Here is a 24,688-nt window from a genome sequence, read left to right on the forward strand (position 1 = left end):
CACAACTGCTTAGTGTTTCTTGTTGCCGTCACCGTCCTTCTTCAGCGCTTGCAGCGCTGCGAACGGATTCGGCCGTTTGCCTTCGTCCTCGGCTTCGCCGGACTCTTCGCCCGCCTCTTCCTCAGGACCGCTCGCACCCGACACGAGGCTTTCGTGAACTGCCGGGCAAACCTCGTGCTTGGGCACGAGCGGCAACGAAAGCAGCAATTCCTCTTCGATCAAGTCGACGAGATCGAACTGGCGTGAGCCCACGATCACATCGGCTTCATCGTCGTCGAGCGGAAATTCTTCAGCTTCTTCTTCGGTCGCGACGACCCGGTAAACCATGTCGACGCCGAACGCCTGGTCGTACGGGGTCACGCAGCGCTGGCACGTGAGCCATGCATGGCCATGCACCGCGAGGCGCAGATACGGCTGCTGCCCATCGGCGCCGTCGTCCTGCAACTCTTTCTGGGTGAACCCTTCCGCCTGCCACGTGAAGACCGTGTCGCGATCTGGCGCGTCCATCGGCACTTCGTTTAACATGCGCGGCAGTTGCGAGAGGTGCATCGCACCTGCTGCCTGCCGCCCACTGCGGGCGAATTCGAACAGGTCGACTGCGTGCGGATCAAGCGGTGCCGCAGCAGGTTTGCCAGAAGAAGTGTTCATGTGCGCTCCTGCCTACAGGCTGACTTGCGAATCCGGCTTGGCGCCGCTCACGTACGGCTCATCCGCGGATGACGTACTTTACTTCCGAAGACCCGACAGGCGCCACCACGACGGAAGCCTGTCGACGAAAAGCGGGAAAGCATACCTGTTTTACCTTTTGCGGTCAATCACTTAAGCTTGCGTCCGCGCAACGCCGTACAACACCTCACGACTCACCGATCCAACCGACCATGCCGGAAACCGTTTGCCGCCTGCCGCGGCTGATTCTTGCCTCCAGTTCCCGCTACCGCCGCGCGCTCCTCGAGCGCCTCGGCGTACCCTTCGATGTCGTGTCGCCCGACCTCGACGAAACCCCGCTCGACGGCGAAACACCGGCGATGACCGCCCTGCGCCTCGCCGGCGCGAAAGCGCGCGCCGTCGCCGCGACGATTGACGCGCCGGACGGCGTGCTCGTAATCGGGTCGGACCAGGTCGCGACCTTCGACGGGCTTCAAATCGGCAAACCCGGCACGCACGAGCGTGCGCTCGCGCAACTCGTGTCGATGCAGGGGCGCGAAGTCGAATTCCACAGCGCGCTCTGCCTGTACGACAGCCGTACGGGCGAAGCCCAGGTCGAGGACGTCGTCACGCGCGTGCGCTTCCGCACGCTGACCGAAGCCGAACTCGACGCGTACCTGCGCGCGGAGACGCCTTACGACGTCGCCGGCAGCGCGAAGTCCGAAGGGCTCGGCATCGCGCTGCTCGACGCGATCGACTCGGACGACCCGACCGCGCTCGTCGGCCTGCCGCTGATCGCGCTCACGCGGATGCTGCGCGCCACCGAATTTCCTTTGTTTGCAACCACCCGTGGAGACCGCGCATGACGGCCGGCACGCTTTACCTTGTCCCGAACACGCTCGGCGAAGGCGACGAGTCGATGCTCGCCGCCGTGCTGCCGGCGGCCGTTCAGGCACGCGCCGGCACGCTCGGCTATTACATCGGCGAAAACGCGAAAACGACGCGTGCGTTCCTGAAGAAGATCGGCACGACGCGCCCGATCCAGGAAATCGAGATCAGCGAGCTGAACGTCAATACGCCGGCCGGCCAAATCGACCGGCTGCTCGCGCCCGTGCTGGCCGGCGCGGACGCCGGTCTCGTGTCCGAGGCCGGCTGCCCGGCCGTCGCCGACCCCGGCGCGCTGCTGGTACGCCGCGCGCACGAGCGCGGCGTGAAGGTCGTGCCGCTCGTCGGGCCGAGTTCGATCCTGCTCGCGCTGATGGCATCGGGCCTGAACGGCCAGAGCTTCGCGTTCAACGGCTACCTGCCGGTCGACGCGGCCGCACGCGCGAAACGCCTGCGCGAACTCGAGCAGTTGTCGCGCAAGGCGCGCCAGACGCAGATCTTCATTGAAACGCCGTACCGGAATCAAGCGATGCTCGACACGCTCGTCGCGACCTGCGCGCCGTCGACGCAGATATGCGTCGCGGCCGACCTGACCCTCGCAACCGAGACGATCGCGAGCCGCACCGTGGCGGACTGGAAAAAGGCGCCTGCACCCAATCTGCACAAGCGCCCCGCGATCTTCCTGCTGCTCGCGAACTGATACCGCGGCCGGCGGCTGACGCGCGGGCCATGGCGGCCCGCCGGCCGCCGCTCAGCGCAGATTGAACGACGCGCCGCCGGCCGTGAGCGCCTTCATCGCAGCACCGCCGACGGCCGCGCCGAACTTGCGCGCGACGCGGTTCGTCAGGCTTTCCTTCACCGTGTAGTCGACGAGATCGGGCGCTTTCAGCACGTCGCGCGCGACCGTGTCGGTCGTGCCGTAGCCGTCGGCGAGCCCGAGCTCGACGCTCTTCTCGCCGGTCCAGAACAGGCCCGAGAACATGTCGGGCGTCTCGTGCAGCCGCTTGCCGCGGCCATCCTTCACGGCCTTGATGAACTGCGCGTGCACCTGGTCGAGCAACGCCTGCGCATGGGCGTCCATCTTCGGCGTCTCCGGCGAGAACGGATCGTAGAAGCCCTTGTTTTCGCCCGACGTATGCAGGCGCCGCTCGACGCCGAGCTTGCCCATCAGCCCCGTGAAGCCGAAACCGTCCATCAGCACGCCGATCGACCCGACGATGCTCGCCTTGTCGACGAAGATCTTGTCGGCCGCGGCCGCGATGTAATAACCGCCCGACGCGCACATGTCGGTCACGACCACGTACAGCGGCTTGTCCGGGTGCTTCGCGCGCAGCCGCCGGATCTCGTCGTAGACCATGCCGGCCTGGACCGGACTGCCGCCCGGGCTGTTGATCCGCAGCACGACGCCGGCCGTGCCGTCGTCGTCGAACGCGGCGTCGAGCGCCGTGTTGATGTCGTCGGCGTTCGCGTTGACGCCGGCCGCGATCTCGCCGTCGATCGTGACGAGCGCCGTATGCCGGCCGCTCGACGAAAATTTCGAATCGCTCGAGAAATCGATCAACGCGAACGCGAACAGCACGAACACGCCGAGGAACGCGAAGCGAAAGAAGATCTTCCAGCGCCGCGCCGCGCGCTGTTCCTTGACCGCCGCGAGCGCGATCCGCTCGAGCGCCGCGCGCTCCCAGTTCAGTTCGCGGCTGTCGGGACGGGAGGAGGATTCCGGGGAATTCGGTTGGTCGGCCATGCAGTATTGTCGTTAGTCGGTCGTAGCGGGAACGGCGGGACGCAGGTCGGCGTCGGGCACCCAGAATACCGCACGCCCGTCCGGCGTGTCGCGCTCGTCGACCTCGACCGGCCGCAGGCGGGCGCCACGGCACGGGCCACCGACGCACTTGCCGGTATCCGGCGCATAGATCGCGCCGTGCGTCGCGCACATCAGGTAAAGGCCCGACGACTCGAAGAACTGCCCTTCGGCCCAGTCGAGTTCCATCGGCACGTGCGCGCAGCGGTTCAGGTAACCATAGGCGCGACCGTCGTAGCGCACGAAGAACACGACGGCCTGCTCGCCGCGCAGCGTCGCGTCGACGCGCACGCCGGCGCCGCCGTCGGCCAGCGCGTCCGATGCGCACACGCGCACGGCGTCCGGTGCCGCGCTCATGCGTGCTCCCGCAGCCACGCAGCCAGCGCGACGACGTCCGGCGCGACGAAGCGCGGCGTGAGCGCCGCCAGCGCATCGGCCGTGTGCGCGCCGTACGCGACGCCGACGCCGGCCGCTCCGGCGCTCGCGGCCATCTGCAGGTCGTGCGTCGTGTCGCCGATCATCACGGTGCGCGACAGGTCCTGCCCCAGTTCCCGAGTCAGCTCCTGCAGCATCGCCGGATGCGGCTTCGAGAACGTCTCGTCCGCGCAGCGCGTCGCATCGAACAGGCTCGTCAGCTTCGACTGGTCCAGCACGCGATTCAGCCCGACCCGCCCCTTGCCGGTCGCAACGGCGAGCAGGTAGCCCGTGTCGCGCAACTCGGCGAGCAGTTCGCGCACGCCGGCAAACAGCTCGATGCGCTGGTCGTCGAGCAGATAGTGAAAGCGGTAGCGCTCGGCCAGCCGCGGATAGTCGGACGGATCGAGGGTCGGAGCGGTAATCTGCAGCGCGTCGCGCAGGCCGAGACCGATCACGTAGCGCGACGCCTCGTCGGACGGCGTGGGCAGGCCGAGATCGCGGCATGCGGCCTGGATGCTGTGCGCGATGTGCGCAGTCGAATCCATCAGCGTGCCGTCCCAGTCGAAGACGATCAGGTCAAATTGCTGTCGAGCCATGCGGTTCAGACGGTATCGCGCAGTGCGCTGAGTTGGTCGAGAAAGCGCCGGCATTCGTCCGGCAGCGGCGCATCGAACTGCAGTGCCTCGCCGGTCAGCGGATGAGCGAGCCGCAGCCGGTACGCATGCAGGAACATCCGTTTCAACGACGGCTGCGCGTTCGCGCGTGCCAGCGCCTTGTTCAATGCGAAATCGCCATACTTGGCGTCGCCGGCAATCGGCAGGCCGAGATGCGCGAGGTGCACGCGAATCTGATGGGTCCGACCCGTTTTGAGTTCCGCTTCGACGAGCGCGTAGTCGGGCCAGCGGTCGATGAGGTTGAACACCGTATGCGACGGCAGCCCGTCGTCCTGCACGCGCACGCGGCGCTCCCCTTCCGGGGTCGAATACTTGAACAGCGGCACCTTCACCGCGCGGCGGCGGCCCCAGTCGGACTGCCATTCACCATGGACGCAGGCGAAGTAGCGCTTGTCCATCCGGTTCTCGCGGATCTGTTCGTGCAGGCCCACGAGCGCCGTGCGCTTCTTCGCGAGCATCAGGATCCCGGAGGTCTCGCGGTCGAGCCGGTGCACGAGTTCGAGGAATTTCGCGCGCGGGCGCGCCTGCCGCATCTGCTCGATCACGCCGAACGCGACACCGCTGCCGCCGTGCACGGCGACCCCGGCCGGCTTGTTGATGACGAGCATCGCATCGTCCTCGTACAGCACGTCGAAATTCGCGGGCGGCACGACCGGCGTGTCGGCGCGCGCGAGGTCCGCCGCCGCCACGCGCACGGGCGGCACGCGGACGATGTCGCCGTCCGCGAGGCGATACTGCGCATCGACCCGGCCCTTATTCACACGCACTTCGCCGCTGCGGAGGATCCGGTAAATATGGCTTTTCGGCACGCCCTTACAGACGCGCAACAGGAAGTTGTCGATCCGCTGACCGGCCGAGTTTTCGTCGATCTGGATCATCGATACCTGGCCGCTTGCGACCGAATTCTGGGATATTTTGCCTAACTCATTCATACTGAATATAATTTTGCCCAGCCTGACGTTGAGGGTGGCCTGATCGGCCGGCCCCGACCGAGTCGGGCAAGGCGCAAGCGGAAACCGTTATTTTACTTGCGCCGGGGGTCTGCTGCTCGCCCCTGATCAAAGAGATGCAGCAAGTTGCACGCACGGCGCCGCCCGTCGGCAAGGATCGCGCCCACAGGCGGATTCGGTCGGCAAGGCGCCGCGGTAACGGAAAGTTGGTTGAAAAGAATTTGATCGGCAGCCCGACGGCGCGAAGTGCGTCCGCAGGCTGCAGGTTGCGAAAATTACGGCGTTGCGCCCGATTTGGCCCCGCGAAGCGTGCGGGGCTTGGCGACGTCAAACCAGGGAAGTACACCCCAAGCGGGAAAGTCGGGCTGGATTCGATACTCCCCGCTGCGGCCCAAGCCGCAGCATCTGCCGCCCGTCGGCGCGCGCGACGCATTGCGCGCGCCCGTGGCAATGCCCGGACTCAGGCTTAGCGCGCTTTTGCAGCGTGCGGTGTGTGAACGCCGTGCTTTGAAGCCGTATTCGCAGGTGCCCTACGGCCGCCGGCCCCGTCTATCGGGCCCAAGCGCCTCTTCAGGCAATTCTCCCCGCCATCGTTCCCGCTCCAGCGTGCTTGTGACAACACAACAAGGTGCGGCCTGCCGTCGTTCCCGCTCTCGCGACTGACAACCGCGAAGCGCCGGCGCGGAGCCGCCTGGAGTCGTTCATGAAACGCATGCTGTTCAATGCGACGCAGCAGGAGGAGCTGCGCGTCGCCATCGTCGATGGGCAAAAGCTCATCGACATCGACATCGAGACAGCCGGGCGCGAACAGCGCAAAGGCAATATCTACAAAGGTGTCATCACCCGCATCGAGCCGTCGCTCGAAGCGTGCTTCGTCAACTACGGCGAAGATCGCCACGGTTTCCTGCCGTTCAAGGAAGTTGCGCGCCAGTACTTCAAGGAAGGCATCGACATGCGCTCCGCGCGCATCCAGGATGCCCTGCGCGAAGGCCAGGAGCTGATCGTTCAGGTCGAGAAGGAAGAGCGTGGCAACAAGGGCGCCGCCCTCACGACCTTCATCTCGCTCGCCGGCCGCTATCTGGTGCTGATGCCGAACAATCCGCGCGGCGGCGGTGTGTCGCGCCGGATCGAGGGCGACGAGCGCCAGGAACTGCGCGAGACGATGTCGCAACTGCAGATTCCCGACGGGATGAGCATGATCGCCCGTACCGCGGGCATCGGCCGCAGCGCCGAGGAACTGCAGTGGGACCTGAACTACCTGCTGCAGCTGTGGCGCGCGATCGAAGCGGCGTCGCAAAGCGGCAATTCCGGCCAGCCGATGCTGATCTACCTGGAATCGAGCCTCGTGATCCGCGCGATCCGGGACTATTTCCAGCCCGATATCGGCGAAATCCTGATCGACACGACCGAGATCCACGATCAGGCCCGTGCATTCATGGACATCGTGATGCCGGACAACGTGTCGAAGGTGAAGCGCTACCACGACGACGTGCCGCTGTTCTCCCGCTTCCAGATCGAGCACCAGATCGAGACCGCATACTCGCGCACGGTGCCGCTGCCGTCCGGCGGCGCGATCGTGATCGACCACACCGAAGCGCTCGTCGCGATCGACGTGAACTCGGCGCGCGCGACCAAGGGCGCGGACATCGAGGAAACGGCAACCCGCACGAACCTCGAAGCGGCCGACGAAGTCGCCCGCCAGCTCCGCCTGCGCGACCTCGGCGGCCTGATCGTGATCGATTTCATCGACATGGAATCGGCGAAGAGCCAGCGCGAAGTCGAGCAGCGCCTGAAAGACGCGCTCAAGCACGATCGCGCCCGCGTGCAGATGGGCAAGATCTCCCGCTTCGGCCTGATGGAGCTGTCGCGCCAGCGTCTGCGCCCGGCCCTGTCGGAAGGCAGCCACGTGACCTGCCCGCGTTGTAACGGCACCGGCCACATCCGCGATACCGAATCGTCCGCGCTGCAGGTTCTGCGGATCATTCAGGAAGAAGCGATGAAGGAAAACACCGCGGCGATCCACTGCCAGGTGCCGGTCGAGGTGACCGCCTTCCTGCTCAACGAAAAGCGTCAGGAAATCAACAAGATCGAGTCGCGCTTCAAGGTCGGCATCGTGCTGATCCCGAACAAGCACCTCGATACGCCGCACTACAAGCTCGAGCGCCTGCGCCACGACGACGCACGCCTCGACGATCCGCGCGCCTCGTGGAAGATGGCCGAGGAAGCGGCTCGCGAACTCGAGTCGGAAACCGGCTACAGCAAGCGCACGGCCGACGTGAAGCCGAAGCAGGAAGCCGCGGTCAAGGGCATCACGCCCGAGCGTCCGGCACCGACCCCGGCACCGCAGCGCCCGGTCGAGCCCGTTGCCGCGCCCGCACCGGTCGCCGCGGCAAGCGGCGGCTTCATCGGCTGGCTGAAGGGCCTGTTCGGCGTGTCGTCGGCGCCGGCGCCCGCACCGGTTGCTCCGGCACCGGCGAAGGAGCAGGCAGCCCGTCCGGCGCGCGAGCGTACCGAGAAGACCGAGCAGCGCGGCGGCGATCGCAACCGCAACCGTCGCGGCGGCGCCCAGCAGGCGCAAGGCGGCCGCGACCAGGCCGCGGCAGGCCGTGGCCAGCCGCAACGCCTGGAACGCGAAGGCAAGGAAGCGCGCGAACCGCGTGAAGGCCGTGAACCGCGCGAGGCCCGTGAACCGCGTGAAGGTCGCGAGAACCGTGAGGGTCGTGAAGGCCGTGAGGGCCGCGAAGGTCGCGAGGGCCGTGGCCAGCGCGAAGGCCGCGAACCGCGCGAGCCGCGTGAAAGCCGTGAGCCGCGCGAACCGCGTGAGAACCGCGAACCGCGCGAGCGTGCCGAGCAGCCGGAAGCCGTCGACGCAGCCGGCCGTGGCGAGCGCCAGGAACGCGGCGAGCGTCGCGAGCGCGGTGAGCGCCGCAAGCCGACCCAGCATGCGGCCACGCTCGAGACCGTCACCCGTGGCGAAAACCATCCGGAATCGGAAGCCGACAAGGTTGTCGCAGAAGCGCTGCCCGGCGCCGACCTGACCGCCGACGCGGAAGCCGTCGCGCGTGACGGCGAGGAACGTCGTCGCCGCCGCCGCGGCCGCCGTGGCGGTCGCCGCGAGCGTGACGAAGACGGCGCACTCGTCGACCAGGCCGAACAAGGCACGGATGACGAAACCGCAGCGCAAACCGTGACGCCGGCAGCACCGACCGCAGCCGAGCCGACTCACACGGCCGCACCGGCAGTCGTCGCGGCCGTGGCCGCGGTAAGCGCCGTCGCCGTGGAAGCAGCGGTCGAGCACCATGCCGAACCGGTCGCACCGGCCGCGGTCGAGCCGCAACCGGCACCGGTACACGTCGAAGCGGCTCCGGCCGCTCCGGTTGAGCCGGTCGTTGCCGCCCACGCCGCAGAACCGGCACCGGTCGCACCGGCCGTCGACACGGAAGCCGGTCCGGCCCCGGTCGCGGTTTCGCCGACCGACGCGTTCGAAGTGCCGGAAGTGCCGGCCGCTGTCGAGGCGCCGCAGTCCGCGCCCGTCGAGCAAGCCGCACCGGCCGTGACGATCGAAGCCGCTCCGGTGGCTGTCGAGCCGGCACACGTCGAAGCGGCGCCGGTCGAGGCCGTTGCAGCACCGGCACCGGCTCCCGCCCCCGTGCAATCGGCCGCCGCGCCCGCTTCGGCGAGCCTGGATGTCGTGCTGGAGCAGGCCGGTCTCGTCTGGGTGAACACGGACGCCGGCAAGTTCGCCGCTGCGCAGGAAGCCGCGTCGCAACTCCCGCGTCCGGCCCGCGTGCCGCGTGAACGCAAGGCGCTGCCGGCGGCCGATTCGGCCCCGATGCAGCAGGTCGAAACGACGCACCACTAACCGGCGCATCGCCCGACCAGGAAAAGCCCGCCTCCGGCGGGCTTTTTCACGTCCGCGCTGCGGGTTTCCGCCCACCGGCCCGGTTGGCCGCTTGCGGCTAAAATACAGGTCTGGCTCGCACTTCTTTCAACATGTCCCGACGCATCATTCCTCTCGCCGACGTCAGCGGGATGCCGGACGTCTCCGGCGTCGCGCATGCCCCTGACGGCACGCTGGCCGACACGTTCGCCAGGCCGCTGCGCGACCTGCGCATTTCGGTGACGGACCGCTGCAACTTCCGCTGCGTGTACTGCATGCCGCGTGCCGTGTTCGACAAGGATTACCCGTTCCTGCCGCACAGCGCGCTGCTCACGCACGAAGAAATCGAACGCGTGGCGCGACTCTTTGTCGCACATGGCGTCGAGAAGATCCGCATCACGGGCGGCGAACCGCTGCTGCGCAAGAATCTCGAATTCCTGATCGAGCGCCTCGCGCGCATGACGACGCACGACGGCCGCCCGCTCGACCTGACGCTGACGACCAACGGCTCGCTGCTCGCGCGCAAGGCGCGCGCGCTGAAGGACGCCGGTCTCACGCGCGTGACGGTCAGCCTCGACGCGCTCGACGAAACGCTGTTCAAGCGCATGAACGATGCCGAGTTCGCGAGCGCCGACGTGCTCGACGGCATCTTCGCCGCCCAGGCCGCGGGCCTCGCGCCGATCAAGGTCAACATGGTCGTGAAGCGCGGCACCAACGACAGCGAGATCCTGCCGATGGCCGAGCGTTTCCGCGGCACCGGCGTGATCCTGCGTTTCATCGAATACATGGACGTCGGCACGTCGAACGGCTGGAACATGACCGAGGTGCTGCCGTCGGCGGACGTCGTCGCACGCATCGCCGAACATTTCCCGCTCGTGCCGCTCGAGCCGCACACGGCGGCCGAAACCGCGCAGCGCTGGGGCTATGCGGACGGCAGCGGCGAGATCGGCGTGATCTCGAGCGTCACGCAGGCCTTCTGCGGCGACTGCACGCGCGCGCGGCTGTCGACCGAAGGCAAGCTGTATCTGTGCCTGTTCGCGTCGACGGGCCATGACCTGCGTGCGCTGGTGCGCGGCGGCGCGAGCGACGCCGAGATCGCGACCGCGATCGCGCGCATCTGGCAGGCCCGTACCGACCGCTATTCGCAACTGCGCGGCAGCGCGTCGGCCGAAGCCGCACCCGACGGCACGGGCAAGCGCGTCGAAATGTCGTATATCGGCGGCTGACGCACACCGCCCTGTCCCCTTTCCGCCTTCGTACGATGCCCGCTTCCGCCTCTCCTTCGATCGCCGGCCTGCTGCTCGCAGGCGGGCGCGCCACACGCATGGACGGCGTCGACAAGGGACTGCAGCTGCTCGACGGCACGCCGCTCGCGCTGCACGTGCTGCGCCGGCTCTCGCCGCAGGTCGACGAAACGTTGATCAGCGCGAATCGCCATGCCGATCGTTACGCCGAGCTCGGCGCGCCGTTCGACGCGCGCATCGTGGCCGACGAAACGCCCGACTTCCCCGGCCCGCTCGCGGGCATGCTCGCCGGCATGCGGGCGGCGCGCGCGCCGCTCGTCGCGTGCTCGCCGTGCGACACGCCCTATCTGCCCGCCGACCTCGTCGCGCGGCTGCATGCGGCGCTCGACGCGCAGCAGGCCGACGTCGCGATGGCGGTGACCGTCGACGCGCAGCAGACGCGCTCGCCGCAGCCAACGTTCGCGCTGCTGCGCACGTCGCTGGCCGACGATCTCGCCGCCCGGCTCGCGGCCGGCGACCGCAAGGTGCGTGCGTGGTACGCACGCCACAAGACGGTCGAAGTCGAGTTTCACGACGAGCGTGCGTTTTACAATGCAAACTCCTGGCAGGAACTCGCCGCGCTGGCCCGCCGCTAACGGCCCCGCACCGTTCCTGCCCGGCGCCCACCGCACGCGAAACCCGCGCCCAGGCATCCTCCTCGCGCCACCGGCCACGAACCCGATACGCCTTGCGGCGCAGTCGACTGATGATCACGCAATCCTCGCCCGCTTCCCGATCCGCACCCGATTCCGATGCTCCGCTGTCGCTCGACGACGCGCGGGCGCTCGCGTGCCGCTTCGCGGTGCCCGTCGATGCGTGCGACACGGTGACGCTGCGCGATGCGCTCGACCGCGTACTCGCGGTCGACGTGAACGCACCGTTCGACATCCCCGCGTACGACAACTCGGCGATGGACGGTTATGCGTTCGACGGTGGCGCCGGCGCGTACGCGTCGTCGCCGGGAGACATCGCGCTGACGATCGCCGGCACCGCGTTCGCCGGCCATCCGTTCGACGGCGCCGTGGCGGCCGGTTCATGCGTGCGCATCATGACGGGCGCGCCGATGCCGGCCGGGTGCGACACGGTGATTCCGCAGGAACGCGTGCGCGTCGACGGCGACACGATCCGTTTCGCCGCGCACGACGTTGCGCGCGGCGCGAACTGCCGCAAGGCCGGCGAGGATCTCGCGCGCGGCGCCTGCGCGCTCGCCGCGGGCCGCATCCTGCGGCCGTCCGATCTCGGCCTGCTCGCGTCACTCGGCATCACCGACGTCACGGTGCGCCGCCGCGTGCGCGTCGCCGTATTCTCGACCGGCGACGAACTGCGCGAGCCCGGCGAACCGCTCGGCCGCGGCGCGCTGTACGACAGCAATCGCGGGATGCTGATCGCGATGCTCGAAAGGCTGCACGTCGACACAATCGATCTCGGGATCGTTCGCGACGACCCGGTCGCGCTCGAAGCCGCGTTGCGCGACGCCGTCGCCGCGCAGGCCGACGCGGTGATCACGTCGGGCGGCGTATCGGTCGGCGAAGCCGACTTCACGCGCGACGTGATGGCACGGCTCGGCGACGTGACGTTCGCAAGCCTCGCGCTGCGGCCCGGCCGGCCGCTCGCGTGCGGCACGCTCGCACGTGCGGCCGACGACGCCGGCCACGCGCTGTTTTTCGGGCTGCCCGGCAATCCGGTCGCGTCCGCCGTGACGTTCTACGCAATCGTGCGCCCCGCGCTGCTCGCGCTGGCCGGCGCGCAGACACCACCGCCGGCGATGTACACGGCCATCAGCACACAGGCGCTGAAGACGCGCCCGGGCCGCACCGAATACCTGCGCGGCGTCGCGACGCGCGCCGCCGACGGCCGCTGGCACGTCGCGCCGGCCGGTTCGCAGAGTTCCGCGTCGCTGAGCGGCCTCGCGGCCGCCAACTGTTTCATCGTTCTGGGCCACGATACCGCGGCAGTCGACTCGGGCGCCCCGGTCGACATCCTGCCGCTCGACGGCCTGATCTGAATTCCACAATCGGTATATCTCTACGGGGGCAATCCGCACATGAAAAAACAAATCTCGTCCATCGCCGCGGGACAGACCGCGAAGGCGCTGATCCTCGTCTACCTGACGTTCAGCGTGCCGATCGTGCTGCTCGGCATTCTCGTCGCATATATCCGCTACGGCATGGTGGAACTGAGCACGATCCTGAGCGCGCTGCTGCTGAACGCGATCCTCGGCTTCGTGCTGCTGTGGATCGCATGCCACGCATACAACTGGGTCGCGTCGCGCTTCGGCGGCATCGAGATCGTGCTGTCCGATCCGCCGGAGGAAGCGTGAGCGACACGCCGTTGATCCGCGCGGCCGAAACGCGCGACGTCGGCGCGATCCTCGCGCTGATGCACGAGTTGGCCGAGTTCGAGAAGCTCACGCACCTGTTCGTCGCGACCGAAGCGGATCTCGCCGACGCGCTGTTCGGCGAGCGGCCCGCGGCTGAAGCGCTCGTTGCCGAGCGCGATGGCGCGATCGTCGCGTATGCGCTGTTCTTCCACAACTATTCGACGTTCCTCGGCCGTCGCGGCCTCTATCTCGAGGATCTGTACGTGCAGCCGTCACAGCGCGGCACGGGCCTCGGCACCGCGATACTGCGTCACCTCGCGGCACTGGCCGTCGAGCGCCGCTGCGGGCGCTTCGAATGGTCGGTCCTCGACTGGAACCAGCCCGCGATCGATTTCTACGAAAAGATGGGCGCAACCGTGCTGCCCGACTGGCGCATCGTTCGCGTGACGGGCGACGCGCTGGACACGCTCGCCGGACATTGAGCGCGGGCCGGCCGCGCCGGCGATTGCTTCAAGAGAAAACGGGCGCCGCGGCGCCCGTTTTCTCTCTCCAGCCCGGTGTCGGCAACGCGCGTCACGCGTCGTCCGCATCGGCACCATCGGTGCCTTCATCACCGAGCAGCCCGGCCGCCGTGTCGCCCGGCAGCGCCTCGACCTGCTTCAGCTTGCGGCTCATCACGCGCGTACGCTGCTCGGCGGACTCGATCGAGCGCGTGACCGTTTCGAGCTGCGCCTTCGTGCGCGCGAGCACGTCGCCGAACTTGCCGAACTCCGTTTTTACCGCGCCGAGCACCTGCCACACCTCGCTCGACCGCTGCTCGATCGCGAGCGTGCGGAACCCCATCTGCAGGCTGTTCAGCAATGCGGTGAGCGTCGTCGGCCCCGCCACCGTCACGCGATAGTCGCGCTGCAGCACGTCGGTCAGCCCCGGGCGGCGCAGGATTTCCGCGTAGAGCCCCTCGGTCGGCAGGAACAGCAGCGCGAAATCGGTCGTGTGCGGCGGTGCGACGTATTTCTCGGCGATCGTGCGCGCTTCCAGCCGCACGCGCGCCTCGAGCGCACGGGCCGCCTCCTCGACTGCCGCCGCATCGGCACGCTCTTGCGCATCGATCAGCCGCTCGTAGTCTTCACGCGGAAATTTCGCGTCGATCGGCAGCCACACCGGCGGTGCGTCGCGCGTGCCGGCATCGCGGCCCGGCAACCGGATCGCGAACTCGACGCGCTCGGTGCTCTTCGGCACCGTCGCGACGTTCTTCGCGTACTGGTCGGGCGTCAGGATCTGTTCGAGCAGCGCCTCGAGCTGCACTTCGCCCCAGGTGCCGCGCGTCTTCACGTTGGTCAGCACCTTTTTCAGATCGCCGACGCCCGCCGCGAGCGTCTGCATCTCGCCGAGCCCGCGATGAACCTGTTCGAGCCGGTCCGACACGAGCTTGAACGATTCGCCGAGCCGCTGCTCGAGCGTTGCATGCAGTTTCTCGTCCACGGTGCGGCGCATCTCCTCGAGCTTCGCCGCATTGTTCGTCTCGATTTCCTTCAGCCGCTGTTCGAGCGTCGCGCGCACCTCGCCGATCCGGCGGTCGTTCGCCTCGGTCAGCTGCGTGAGCTGCCGGTTCAACGTATCGCCGAACAGCCTGAGCGCGCCCGTCTGCTCCTCGCGCGCCTGCTGCGCCTGGCGCTGCACGCTCTCGCGCATCGCGTCGAACTGCTGCGCATTGCCGGCGACGAGCTTGCCGAGCTGCTGCGCGAAGCCCTCGATCTGGTTGTTCTGCACGGTCGCCACGCTCGTCAGCTGCGCGGCGAGCGTCTGCTGAAGCTGCGCGAAGCTGCCGGCCAGCTCGGTGCGCGAGCCGCGCGCGTTCTCGACGATCTCGCCGCGCAATTCGCGCTCAAGCCGCTCGACCGCACGCGCCTGCGCATGCGCGGCGTCCTCGATCTGGTCGCCAAGGACCGCCACATCGTCGTGGCGGCCGCCGCCACGTACGATCGCGACGATCGCCACCGCGAGCGCGACGGCCAGCAAGACGACCGCCGCAAGCAACAACGTCATCGTCATGCGCGCGGCTTCCCGATCACGTCAGGGTTGATCGGATTCGGCGGCTGCCCCGCGCGCGGCCCCTCGCCCAGCGCGGCGATCAGGTTGTCGGCGGCGAGGTTCGCCATCGCGCGCCGGGTCTTTTCGGTCGCGCTCGCGATATGCGGCGTCAGCACGACGTTCGGCACCTCGAGCAGCGCCGGATGCACGGCCGGCTCGCCTTCGTACACGTCGAGGCCGGCAGCGGCGATCGTCCCGTCGCGCAGCGCGACGGCCAGCGCCGCGTCGTCGACGATCCCGCCGCGCGCGATATTGGTCAGCGTCGCAGTGGGCTTCATCTTCGCGAGCTCGGCCGCGCCGATCGTGTGATGGTTCTCCTTCGTGTACGGCAGCACGAGCACGACGTGATCGGCGCGCGCGAGCAGCGCATCCTTCGACACGTATTCGGCATTCAGCTCGGCCTCGATCTCGGGCGCGACCCGCGAACGGTTGTGATAGGTCACCTGCATCCCGAAGCCGCGCGCGCGACGCGCGAGCGCCTGGCCGATGCGGCCCATCCCGATGATGCCGAGCGTCGATCCGTAAATGTCGCTGCCGAGGAAACCGTCGTACGCCCACTTCTGCCAGTGACCGGCGCGCAGCCAGTGTTCGGATTCGGCAATACGGCGCGCGGCGGCCATCATCAGCGCCCAGCCGAAATCGGCGGTCGACTCGTTCAGCACGTCGGGCGTGTTGGTACCGAGCACGTTCGCCGCGTTGAACGCGGCCATGTCGAAGTTGTTGTAGCCGACCGCCATGTTCGCCACGACGCGCAGGCGCGGCGCCGCCGCGAGCGCAGCCGCGCCGACCGGGTCGCCCGCCGTCAGCGCGCCGTCCTTGTCGGCCAGACGCGCGGCGAGCGCGTCGGCGGCCAGCGCGTCGTCATTGTTCCAATCGACTTCGAAATACTGCTCGAGCCGTTCGATCACGTCCGGAAAGATCGGACGCGCGACCAGAATCTTCTGCATCGCCATCTCCGCGTGCAGCGGGCCCGTCGCGGCACGCCGTGCGCCGCCGCGATCGCCCGCGCGAGGTTGAAAATCGTCAGCTTACGCCGGGAAGAAGAGCCACGACGTCAGCAGGAATACCGGTATCAGCACGACGAGCGCCCAGCCGAGATACGCGAAGAAGCTCGGCATCTTCACGCCGCGCGATTCGGCGATCGCCTTCACCATGAAGTTCGGCGCATTGCCGATATAGCTGTTTGCGCCCATGAAGACCGCGCCCGCGGAAATCGCGGCAAGCGTCGAGGCGCCGGTCGTCATCAGCGTCTGCGCATCGCCGCCCGCGAGGTTGAAGAACACGAGATAGGTCGGTGCGTTGTCGAGAAACGACGACAGGATGCCGGTCGCCCAGAAGTACATCGCGTCGATCGGCTTGCCGTCCGGCCCCGTGACGAGATGAACGATCTGCGCGAACGCGCCGTCCGCGCCCGCGCGCAGGATCACGATCACCGGCGCGATCGTCACGAAGATCCCCGCGAACAGCTTCGCGACTTCCTCGATCGGCGCCCAGTTGAACGCGTTGCCCTCGCGCGCCGACCGCGGCGTCAGCGCGAGCGACGCGAGCGTCACGACCACCAGCGCGACATCGCGCGCAAGGTTCTGCAGCGCGACGTGCGTGCCCCACACGTCGAACGTGATGCCCGGCTTCCAGATGCCGCTCATCAGCACGAGGGCGACCACGGCCAGCAGCAGCACGAAGTTGATCTTGCCGTCGATCGACAGCGCCGCGCCGTCGGGCGTCGGATCGAGCGCGACCGGCCGCTCCTCGCCGCCCTTCCGGTAGAAGTACGTATCGAGCGCAAAGAACAGCGTGAGCAGCACGACGCAGATGAACAGCATCGGCAGCGCGAGATGCGTGGTCGTCCAGAAGAAGCTCACGCCGTTCAGGAAACCGAGGAACAGCGGCGGATCGCCAAGCGGCGACAGCGAACCGCCCGCGTTCGCGACGAGGAAGATGAAGAAGATCACGACATGCACGACATGCTTGCGGTTGTCGTTGGCGCGCAGCAGCGGCCGGATCAGCAGCATCGCGGCGCCCGTCGTGCCCATCACGCTCGCGAGCAGCGTGCCGAGCGCGAGGATCGCGGTGTTCAGCTTCGGCGTGCCGTGCAGGTTGCCGTTCACGCAGATGCCGCCCGCAACCGTATAGAGCGCGGTGAGCAGTACGATGAACGGGATGTATTCCTCGAGCAGCGCATGCACGAGCGTGCCGAACGCGGTGCCCGCGCCGAACGCGACAGCGAACGGGATCAGGAACGCGATCGCCCACCCGGCTGCGATCTTGCCGAAGTGGTGATGCCAGAACACGGGGGCGACGAGCGGAAACAGCGCGATGGACAGCAGGATCCCGGCGAACGGGATGCCCCAGAGCGCGGACAGCGTGGCACCGTCGAGCGTGGCGGCCGATGCGAGCGCGGGAGCTGCGCCAAGCGCGACTCCCGACGCCATGCCCGCCCAGGCGGCATGTCGTTTCATGCAGAACTTCCTTGTTCGAGTGAGGGTGGATGCGGCGGGTGCGTCATGCGCCCCGTACGACGATCGCGTGAACGCGGTACGGGCCGTGTGCGCCCAGTACGATGGTCTGCTCGATGTCGCCCGTGCGCGACGGGCCCGACACGAAATTGACCGCGCGCGGCAATTCGCCGCGCTCCGCGCGGATCAGCGCGAACGCGTCTTCATGACCGGCGACGATCCGCGACGCGGGTACGATCGCGATGTGCGTCTCCGGCAGCAGGCCGGCCGACGCGTAGGTGTCGGGGCCGGACAGCAGCACCAGCGAGCCCGTTTCAGCGGTCGCGCAAAAACAGCCCGTGAGGCCGACGAGATCGCCGTCGCGCGGCTTGCGGCATTCGACCGACAGGCCAGCGCCCGCCCAGTCGAGATCGGCCAGCGTGCGCCATGCGATGGCCTGCATCGGCAGGCCGTGAGCGGAAAGATAACGCGCGGCGGCGGCGGGTGCGTCGGCGAGCGTCGCGACTTCGTCGACCGTCGTCGACAGACGCGCCGCCTCTTCGACGAATGCGGCGACGAGATCGGCCGGCGCCGGCGGGCGCGGGCCTTGCGGATGACGGGCGAGATAGTCGGCGACGCCGTCGTGCTCCGCTGCGTCGGGTTCGGCCGCGCGCCCCTGTGCCGCGCGGATGCGCGCGAGGATCTGGCGACGGGCAGCGGAAGTGTCCATGAACGGTCCTCGTGACGTTGGCGGGCGATACCGTCGGATTATACCGGCCGCCCTCGCCGCGCCGCAGCTTTGGCCGTCCGGCCGATGCTCACTTCGACGCGTCTTCCTCGACCGGCTGCGCGATGCCGAACACCTGGCGCAGATACGCGAGATACGCCTTGTCGTCGCACATGCTCTTGCCCGGCGAATCCGACAGCTTCGCGACCGGCTGGCCGTTGCAGCGGACCATCTTGATCACGATCTGCAGCGGCACGTAGCCGAGATCGTTGGTGAGGTTCGTGCCGACGCCGAACGCGAGCTTGCAGCGGCCGCGGAACCGTTCGTACAGCTGCATGACCTTCGGGATGTCGAGCGCGTCCGAGAACACCAGCACCTTGGTGCGCGGGTCGCAACGGTTCGTCTCGTAATGGCGCAGCATCCGCTCGCCCCACTCGAACGGATCGCCCGAATCGTGGCGCGCGCCGTCGAACAGCTTGCAGAAGTACATGTCGAAGTCGTTCAGGAACGCATCCATCCCGTAGACGTCCGACAGTGCGATCCCGAGGTCGCCGCGATATTCCTTCGCCCACATCTCGAAGCCGTAGATCTGCGAATCGCGCAGCCGCGGGCCGAGTGCCTGGCACGCCTGCAGGTACTCGTGAGCCATCGTGCCGAGCGGCGTGATGTCGTGCTTCATCGCGTACAGCACGTTGCTCGTGCCCGCGAACTGCGGGCCGAGGCCGTCGCGCAGCGTGAGCGCGACCTCTTCGTGCCAGACCTTCGAGAAGCGCCGGCGCGTGCCGTAATCGGCGATCTTGCAGTCGGCGAACTCGGGTTTCGCGCCGAGCAGCTTGATCTTCTCGCGCAGCCGCTCGCGGCCTTCGCGATAGTCGGGCTCGCGCTGCGTGTTGCGGAAATAGACCTCGTTGACGATCGCGAGCACCGGGATCTCGAACAGGATCGTGTGCAGCCACGGCCCCGTGATCTCGATGTCGATCTCGCCGTTGCCCTTCGGCGACGGCGTGATCGAGATGTACTTTTCGTTCAGGTGGAACAGCGCGAGGAAGTCGACGAAATCGCTTTTGATGAAGCGCATCCGCCGCAGGTAGTCGAGTTCGACGTCGGTAAAGCGCAGCGAGCACAGGCCGCGCACCTCGTCGCGGATCTCGTCGATGTACGGCACGAGATCGACGCCGGGCGTGCGGCACCGGAAACGGTATTCGACGCTTGCAGCGGGAAAGTGATGCAGGACGACCTGCATCATCGTGAACTTGTAGAGATCCGTGTCGAGCAGCGAAGTGATGATCATGTTTACGGCACCGCCAATATCGTGACAGGGCCCCGGCGCACCGCGCGCCGCCCGGTCTGTCGGCCATGTTACCCGAATGCGTGCCCGACCATCGGGAAACCGCCTGCCGCCCCGTCGCGCCGGCGCACGGTGCGCGGGTGCCCGGTGGCGCGCCCCTTCGGCCCCCTTGGCGAGCCTCCTGGGCGGGCCGCCATAAACTAATCACGAAACGATATAAGCCGGATAGCCGACCACGCCATGCGGGTTTTGCGCTTCAGTTACAATGCCGCTTTTGGCGCAAACGCCACCCCATATATACCGCCAAGCAGGAGCGTTTTAATGACTCACGTTGTGACCGAAGGCTGCATCAAGTGCAAATACACGGACTGCGTGGATGTGTGCCCGGTGGATTGCTTCCGTGAAGGTCCCAACTTTCTCGCCATCGATCCGGACGAGTGCATCGACTGCGCCGTGTGCGTCGCCGAATGCCCGACCAATGCGATCTATGCCGAAGAGGACGTTCCGGGCGACCAGCAGCAGTTCACCGAGCTGAACGCCGAGCTGGCAAAGGGCTGGCCGTCGATCACGAAGACCAAGCCGGCACCGGCCGATGCGGACGAGTGGAAGGACGTGCAGGACAAGCTGCACCTGCTCGAGCGCTGATCGTGCGGCGGCCGTAGAAATTTTTGATTAGCTGCGGCCCAAAAGTATTGACAGGTTAGCCAACACCCCATACAATCTCGTTTCTCTGCTGTTTGTTCCCCGATAGCTCAGTCGGTAGAGCGCCGGACTGTTAATCCGTAGGTCCCTGGTTCGAGCCCAGGTCGGGGAGCCAAAAACGCAAATGCCCGTTGAAATTGAACGGGCTTTTTGCTGGTGACGCAAACGCAGATGTACCGATTTATTCCCCGATAGCTCAGTCGGTAGAGCGCCGGACTGTTAATCCGTAGGTCCCTGGTTCGAGCCCAGGTCGGGGAGCCAGACAGCGAAAGGCCCGTCATTCGACGGGCCTTTTGTTTTTCCGGCCGCCCTTCCGCCTTTCGTGGCCCGGCCGCGCGCATGCTAGAGTCTTCGTCCCGCATCCGTATCCGGTTCCATCGATGAAGCATCGCCTCCTTTCCTGCGCACCCCTCGCCCTCCTGCTTTCCGCATTCGCCGCGGCACCGCTCGCGCACGCGGAGGAAGTCGGCAGCGTCAACACCCATTTCCGCGTAACGGGCTCCGACCGCGTGGTCGTCGAGGCGTATGACGATCCGGTCGTCCAGGGCGTGACCTGCTACGTGTCGCGCGCACGCACGGGCGGGATCAAGGGTACGCTCGGCGTCGCCGAGGATCCGAGCGAAGCGTCGATCGCATGCCGGCAGGTCGGCCCGATCAGCTTCAAGGAGCCGCTCAAGCAACAGACCGACGTGTTCAGCGAGCGCATGTCGTTCATCTTCAAGACGCTGCACGTCGTCCGTGTGGTCGACAAGAAGCGCAACACGATCGTCTACCTGACCTACAGCGACCGCATCGTCAGCGGCAGCCCGAAGAACGCCGTCACCGCGGTACCGATGCCGGCCGGCACGACGATTCCGGTCAAGTAAGGCCCGCACCGGACGGGCGCGCGAGCGATACACTGTCGGTTCGACCGCTCCCGCGCCCGATCATGTCCGCCACCCGCCTTCCCGACTCCGCACGCTACTGGCGCACGCCGCTGCTGCCGGATGCGGATCTCGTCACGGCCACCTATCGCGACCACACGTTCGCGCCCCACTGGCACGACGCGTACACGATTCCCGTGATTCTCGAAGGCGCGGAACGCTTCACCTATCGCGGCAGCGGCTATGTCGCCGAAACCGGCACCGTGCCCGTGATCAATCCCGGCGAAGTGCATACGGGTTCGCGCGCGGCCGACGAAGGCTGGTGCTACCGCGTCAGCTACATGCCGGTCGAATTCATCCGCGCACTCACGAGTGCGATCGCGGGCCGCCCGCAGGATGCGCCGTGGTTTGCCCCCGACGTGATTCGCGACGCCGATCTCGCAGCCCGGCTCACGCTTGCACACCGGATGATGGAAGCCGGCAGCGAGCGCGCCCTGTCTTCGCATGCGCACGGGCAGCCGACCGGCGATCCGGCGGCCGGCGCACCGCGCCTCTACGATCCGCTCGCCGCCGAAATGGCGATGCTCGACGCGCTGTCGACGCTGATCGTGCGCCACGCCGACGCGCTGCCGCGACCGGCGCCGCTCGCCGCGGACGAACCGCGCGTCGACGCGATGCGCGAGCGGCTCGCCGCCGATCTCACGTGCACCGTGACGCTCGACGAAGTCGCGCAAGCGGCTGGCCTGTCGCCGTTCCATGCGGCGCGCCTGTTCACCCGCACGACCGGCATGCCACCGCATGCATGGCGCAACCAGTTGCGCTTGCAGCGCGCGCTGGCGCCGCTGCGCGCGGGCGTGCCCGTCGCCGATGTCGCGGCGGCCAGCGGCTTCGTCGACCAGAGCCACTTCACCCGGCATTTCAAACGGATGTTCGGCGTGCCGCCGGGGCGCTGGCAGGCAAGCTGACACGCGGCGTCCCGCACCCCGCATCCGGCAGCCGCGATACAGGCCGCGCCTGCCCCGCCTCCGCGAGCGCAAGAACATACAAGCCGGCACACCACCTGCCCGCTATCCTGCAGTTCATGGAAAAGCGCTCTTCGAACCCGACACCCGTGTCGCCCCCTCGCCGCCCGCTGAACGAATGGCTCGACGGCGCGCGCGACACGATCCCGATGATGATCGGCGCGGCGCCGTTCGGCGTGATTTTCGGCACGCTCGTCGGCGGCGGCCCGCTCGCCGCATGGCACGGCGCGCTGATGTCGCTCGCGGTGTTCGCGGGCTCCGCGCAGTTCATCGCGCTCGGCCTGATCGCGGGCAGCGCGAGCTTCGTCGTCGTACTCGCGACGACGCTGATCGTGAACCTGCGCCACCTGCTGTACAGCGCAACGCTCGCGCCCTATGTCGCGCACCTGCCGCTGCGCTGGCGCGCGACGCTCGGCGCGCTGATGACCGACGAGGTGTTCGCGGTCGCCTATGCACACTACCGGCACTTCGCGCCCGGCACGATCGGCCCCCACTACTTCTTCGGGTCCGGGCTCGCGATGTACCTGAACTGGCAGGTCTGGACGCTCGCGGGCATCGGCTTCGGCGCCGCGTTCCCGGGCCTGCAGTCGCTCGGCCTCGACTTCGCGATGGCGGCAACCTTCATCGCGATCGTGGTCCCGCAGCTCGGCACGCTGCGTTATTTCGCGGCGGCCGCGACGGCCGGCACGCTCGCGTACTTCTGGCAGGGCTGGTCGTACAAGCTCGGGCTGCTCGGCGCGGTCGCCGCCGGCGTCGCGATCGGCGTCGCGCTCACGCTGCTCCACGAACGCGCGCGCGCCGGCTCGCGCACGGAGGCCGCATCGTGAACTACGCGCTGCTGATTCTCGGGATGGCCGTCATCACGTACGCGATCCGCTCGACGCTGTTCCTGTTCGGCGAGCGGCTGGCCTTCCCGCCGCTCGTGCGGACCGCACTCGGCTTCGTGCCCGTCACCGTGCTGACCGCGATCATCGTGCCGATGACCGTCTCGCCGCACGGCGGCACGGCCGAGCTGACCTGGCGCAATCCGCAGCTCGTCGGCGCGCTCGCCGCCGTGCTGGTGTCGGCGGCAACCCGACGCCCGCTCGTCACGATCGCAGCGGGGCTCGCGGTGTTCTTTTTCTGGCAAGGGATCGTGCTGCCGCACTGGCTGCCCGCCTGAGCGAACGCTCGGCCACGCGCGCTCAAGTTTTCGTCCGGCGCGCCGATAAAGGGAATGAAGACCCGCCACCGGCCTCGGCGCGCACCGGTCAGTCGACGCTGCGCCCGCCCCGGTGCGCCGTGCCGGCCGTCGGCTTGCGCGGGCCGCCATCGAGAAGATTCATGGGCCAGATCACCCTTTCCCTCAAGGACGACACGCTCGAGTCCCTGCGCAAGGACTACGACGCGTTCGTTCGCGTGTCGCTGAAACTCGACCCGCAGTTCGCGACGCCGTCGTTCGAGGATTTCCTGCGCGCCAAACTGCTCGACAACATGGTGCCGCTGACCGAGCACGCAGTGCAGCGGATGCTGCAGGGCGGCCAGTACGCGTGGGCGAAGCGCACGCTCGACAAGGAATTTCCGGACGTCGTCGCGATCCTGATGCGGCAGGCCGGCGAATTCGGCTTCGGCTTCGCGTCGCGCTCCGAATGGACCCCCGACGAACTCGCGAAGGCTTGCCGCGACTGGGCGAAAGCGATCGTCGCCGAAGCGCAGGGCGACCCGTCGCTGATCGACCCGCTCGCCGCGCAGATCAAGGGCGCGGCGCAGGACATCCAGACGCTCGAGGAACTGATGCAGACGCCCGCGTGGCGGCTTGCGGAATCGCTGCGGCAACGGATCTACGAGGCGAAGCTCGCGTGCGAGATGAGCGTCGGCAGCACGGCGCGCGACAAGCTCGGCGAGTTGCGCGGGCTGTTGCGGCTCGGGCTCGCGCATGGCTCGTTCCAGAAGCAGGAAGCGCAGCAGATCATGGAATACCTGCGGCTGCTGAAGCCGGAGATCTTCGTCGAGGAGCCGTACGACGTGTTCGCGCGGCTCGCCGTGTGGCTGCGCAGCGTATTCACGCCGGCTGCCGCGCGGCCTGCGCAGGGACAGGGGCAAAGCCAGGGACAGCGCCGGCCGTAACGGCACGCATGAACCCATGAAAACGGCCCGGTTCGAGCGAAACGAACCGGGCCGTTGGATAACCACCGTCGCATCGCGCCGCCCGGGGCGAGCGTTGCGACGGCACTGGGCATCGCTTACTGCGTGGCGCCCTGGGCCGATGCACCGCCCTCCGCGCCGACCGATGCGCCGCCTTCGGTCGCTTCGCCGGCCTTCGCCTTGGCCGAGCCGACATGGCTCTTGGCCGACTTCGCGGCATGCTTCGTGTGCTTCTTGGCCGAGTGGACGGCCGACGACGCCGTATCCTTCGCGCCATCGGCTGCCGCGCCGACTGCATCGGTTGCACCGCCCACCGCATTGCCCGACGCGTTCGCGCCGGCACTGCCCTGCACGCCCGCGCCGACACTCGCGGCCGGCGTCTGCGCCTGCATGCCGGCACCGGCTGCACCCTGCGCCGCCGTGCCCGTCTGGGCAAACGCGGCCGAAGTCGCGAACGCCGTCAGCGCGGCACCGATCAGCATCGTACGAATCTTGGACATGGCAATTCTCCTCAAGAAATTGTGAGCGTCGACCGCAGCGATGCGGCCTGTCGCGTCCCCCGCCGCAACACGCGGCAGGTA

Annotated in this window: 25 protein-coding genes and 2 tRNA genes; 16 read left to right on the forward strand and 11 right to left on the reverse strand. The window is 67.8% G+C overall.

Annotation, left to right across the window (positions count from 1 at the left end; all coding sequences use genetic code 11):
- Positions 1-9: 9 nt before the first annotated feature.
- The gene (locus tag VL15_RS26395; RefSeq protein ID WP_048249556.1) at positions 10-648 is read right to left on the reverse strand and encodes a YceD family protein; all 639 of its coding nucleotides are present in this window, start codon (positions 646-648) and stop codon (positions 10-12) included.
- 230 nt (positions 649-878) lie between these two features.
- Between VL15_RS26395 and VL15_RS26400 the strand changes: the two genes are divergently transcribed.
- Positions 879-1,511: a Maf-like protein gene (locus VL15_RS26400; protein WP_048249557.1), complete on the forward strand. Its 633-nt coding sequence runs from the start codon at positions 879-881 to the stop codon at positions 1,509-1,511.
- Positions 1,508-2,230 (forward strand): SAM-dependent methyltransferase, encoded by a 723-nt coding sequence (locus VL15_RS26405; RefSeq protein WP_048249558.1) that lies wholly within the window; start codon positions 1,508-1,510, stop codon positions 2,228-2,230. The genes VL15_RS26400 and VL15_RS26405 overlap by 4 nt, the downstream gene beginning before the upstream one ends.
- A gap of 51 nt (positions 2,231-2,281) precedes the next feature.
- Here the strand turns inward: VL15_RS26405 and VL15_RS26410 are convergent, their stop codons facing one another.
- The 4 genes from VL15_RS26410 to VL15_RS26425 are packed head-to-tail and all read right to left on the reverse strand — an operon-like array spanning position 2,282 to position 5,354.
- Positions 2,282-3,274, reverse strand: a complete 993-nt coding sequence (locus VL15_RS26410; RefSeq protein ID WP_048249559.1) for a S49 family peptidase — start codon at positions 3,272-3,274, stop codon at positions 2,282-2,284.
- A 12-nt stretch (positions 3,275-3,286) separates the two neighbouring features.
- A complete protein-coding gene (locus VL15_RS26415; RefSeq protein WP_048249560.1) occupies positions 3,287-3,688 on the reverse strand; it encodes a Rieske (2Fe-2S) protein in 402 nt (133 codons plus the stop codon).
- Positions 3,685-4,344, reverse strand: coding sequence for an HAD-IA family hydrolase (locus tag VL15_RS26420; RefSeq protein ID WP_048249561.1), 660 nt, complete (start codon positions 4,342-4,344; stop codon positions 3,685-3,687). Before VL15_RS26420 ends, VL15_RS26415 begins: the two co-directional genes overlap by 4 nt.
- Positions 4,345-4,349: 5 nt before the next feature.
- Positions 4,350-5,354 carry an RluA family pseudouridine synthase gene (locus VL15_RS26425; RefSeq protein WP_048249563.1) on the reverse strand — a complete coding sequence of 335 codons (1,005 nt, stop codon included), beginning with the start codon at positions 5,352-5,354 and terminating at the stop codon, positions 4,350-4,352.
- 721 nt (positions 5,355-6,075) lie between these two features.
- Here VL15_RS26425 and VL15_RS26430 point away from each other — a divergent pair.
- The 6 genes from VL15_RS26430 to VL15_RS26455 all read left to right on the forward strand — a co-directional run bounded on the left by VL15_RS26430 (position 6,076) and on the right by VL15_RS26455 (position 13,337).
- Positions 6,076-9,234 (forward strand): Rne/Rng family ribonuclease, encoded by a 3,159-nt coding sequence (locus VL15_RS26430; RefSeq protein ID WP_048249565.1) that lies wholly within the window; start codon positions 6,076-6,078, stop codon positions 9,232-9,234.
- A 131-nt stretch (positions 9,235-9,365) separates the two neighbouring features.
- Positions 9,366-10,478 carry a GTP 3',8-cyclase MoaA gene (gene moaA / locus VL15_RS26435; RefSeq protein WP_048249567.1) on the forward strand — a complete coding sequence of 371 codons (1,113 nt, stop codon included), beginning with the start codon at positions 9,366-9,368 and terminating at the stop codon, positions 10,476-10,478.
- Between the two features lie 35 nt (positions 10,479-10,513).
- Positions 10,514-11,131, forward strand: a complete 618-nt coding sequence (mobA, locus tag VL15_RS26440) for a molybdenum cofactor guanylyltransferase MobA (protein WP_048249568.1) — start codon at positions 10,514-10,516, stop codon at positions 11,129-11,131.
- 110 nt (positions 11,132-11,241) lie between these two features.
- The gene (gene glp, locus VL15_RS26445) at positions 11,242-12,540 is read left to right on the forward strand and encodes a gephyrin-like molybdotransferase Glp (protein ID WP_048249569.1); all 1,299 of its coding nucleotides are present in this window, start codon (positions 11,242-11,244) and stop codon (positions 12,538-12,540) included.
- 39 nt (positions 12,541-12,579) lie between these two features.
- On the forward strand, positions 12,580-12,855 hold the full coding sequence (locus VL15_RS26450) for a hypothetical protein (protein ID WP_006476519.1): 276 nt from the start codon (positions 12,580-12,582) through the stop codon (positions 12,853-12,855).
- Positions 12,852-13,337, forward strand: coding sequence for a GNAT family N-acetyltransferase (locus tag VL15_RS26455; protein ID WP_048249570.1), 486 nt, complete (start codon positions 12,852-12,854; stop codon positions 13,335-13,337). The genes VL15_RS26450 and VL15_RS26455 overlap by 4 nt, the downstream gene beginning before the upstream one ends.
- Before the next feature lie 91 nt (positions 13,338-13,428).
- Here VL15_RS26455 and rmuC read toward each other — a convergent pair whose 3' ends face one another.
- From rmuC to pncB, 5 genes are all read right to left on the reverse strand, one after another.
- Positions 13,429-14,907, reverse strand: a complete 1,479-nt coding sequence (rmuC, locus tag VL15_RS26460; RefSeq protein ID WP_048249572.1) for a DNA recombination protein RmuC — start codon at positions 14,905-14,907, stop codon at positions 13,429-13,431.
- The gene (locus VL15_RS26465) at positions 14,904-15,893 is read right to left on the reverse strand and encodes a 2-hydroxyacid dehydrogenase (RefSeq protein WP_048249717.1); all 990 of its coding nucleotides are present in this window, start codon (positions 15,891-15,893) and stop codon (positions 14,904-14,906) included. Before VL15_RS26465 ends, rmuC begins: the two co-directional genes overlap by 4 nt.
- An 81-nt stretch (positions 15,894-15,974) precedes the next feature.
- The gene (locus VL15_RS26470; protein ID WP_048249573.1) at positions 15,975-17,405 is read right to left on the reverse strand and encodes a sodium:proton antiporter; all 1,431 of its coding nucleotides are present in this window, start codon (positions 17,403-17,405) and stop codon (positions 15,975-15,977) included.
- Between the two features lie 43 nt (positions 17,406-17,448).
- Positions 17,449-18,111, reverse strand: a complete 663-nt coding sequence (locus VL15_RS26475) for a LutC/YkgG family protein (RefSeq protein ID WP_048249574.1) — start codon at positions 18,109-18,111, stop codon at positions 17,449-17,451.
- Positions 18,112-18,199: 88 nt separating this feature from the next.
- Positions 18,200-19,399, reverse strand: a complete 1,200-nt coding sequence (pncB, locus tag VL15_RS26480) for a nicotinate phosphoribosyltransferase (protein WP_048249575.1) — start codon at positions 19,397-19,399, stop codon at positions 18,200-18,202.
- 318 nt (positions 19,400-19,717) lie between these two features.
- Here pncB and fdxA point away from each other — a divergent pair, with 318 nt between their 5' ends.
- The 8 genes from fdxA to VL15_RS26520 all read left to right on the forward strand — a co-directional run bounded on the left by fdxA (position 19,718) and on the right by VL15_RS26520 (position 24,089).
- Positions 19,718-20,041, forward strand: a complete 324-nt coding sequence (fdxA, locus tag VL15_RS26485) for a ferredoxin FdxA (RefSeq protein ID WP_034183076.1) — start codon at positions 19,718-19,720, stop codon at positions 20,039-20,041.
- Between the two features lie 96 nt (positions 20,042-20,137).
- A tRNA-Asn gene (locus VL15_RS26490) sits at positions 20,138-20,213 on the forward strand.
- Positions 20,214-20,283: 70 nt separating this feature from the next.
- A tRNA-Asn gene (locus VL15_RS26495) sits at positions 20,284-20,359 on the forward strand.
- A 119-nt stretch (positions 20,360-20,478) separates the two neighbouring features.
- Positions 20,479-20,964, forward strand: coding sequence for a CreA family protein (locus VL15_RS26500; RefSeq protein WP_048249576.1), 486 nt, complete (start codon positions 20,479-20,481; stop codon positions 20,962-20,964).
- Positions 20,965-21,026: 62 nt separating this feature from the next.
- Positions 21,027-21,926 (forward strand): AraC family transcriptional regulator, encoded by a 900-nt coding sequence (locus VL15_RS26505; RefSeq protein WP_048249577.1) that lies wholly within the window; start codon positions 21,027-21,029, stop codon positions 21,924-21,926.
- A 116-nt stretch (positions 21,927-22,042) separates the two neighbouring features.
- The gene (locus VL15_RS26510) at positions 22,043-22,810 is read left to right on the forward strand and encodes an AzlC family ABC transporter permease (protein ID WP_048249579.1); all 768 of its coding nucleotides are present in this window, start codon (positions 22,043-22,045) and stop codon (positions 22,808-22,810) included.
- Positions 22,807-23,145, forward strand: coding sequence for an AzlD domain-containing protein (locus VL15_RS26515; RefSeq protein ID WP_048249580.1), 339 nt, complete (start codon positions 22,807-22,809; stop codon positions 23,143-23,145). Before VL15_RS26510 ends, VL15_RS26515 begins: the two co-directional genes overlap by 4 nt.
- A gap of 161 nt (positions 23,146-23,306) precedes the next feature.
- The gene (locus VL15_RS26520) at positions 23,307-24,089 is read left to right on the forward strand and encodes a DUF4088 family protein (protein ID WP_048249582.1); all 783 of its coding nucleotides are present in this window, start codon (positions 23,307-23,309) and stop codon (positions 24,087-24,089) included.
- Positions 24,090-24,205: 116 nt separating this feature from the next.
- On the opposite strand, the gene VL15_RS26525 is transcribed toward VL15_RS26520, so the two are convergent.
- On the reverse strand, positions 24,206-24,607 hold the full coding sequence (locus VL15_RS26525; protein ID WP_048249583.1) for a hypothetical protein: 402 nt from the start codon (positions 24,605-24,607) through the stop codon (positions 24,206-24,208).
- Between the last annotated feature and the right edge of the window lie 81 nt (positions 24,608-24,688).

The organism is Burkholderia cepacia, assembly GCF_001039005.1.
GTDB lineage: Bacteria > Pseudomonadota > Gammaproteobacteria > Burkholderiales > Burkholderiaceae > Burkholderia > Burkholderia theae.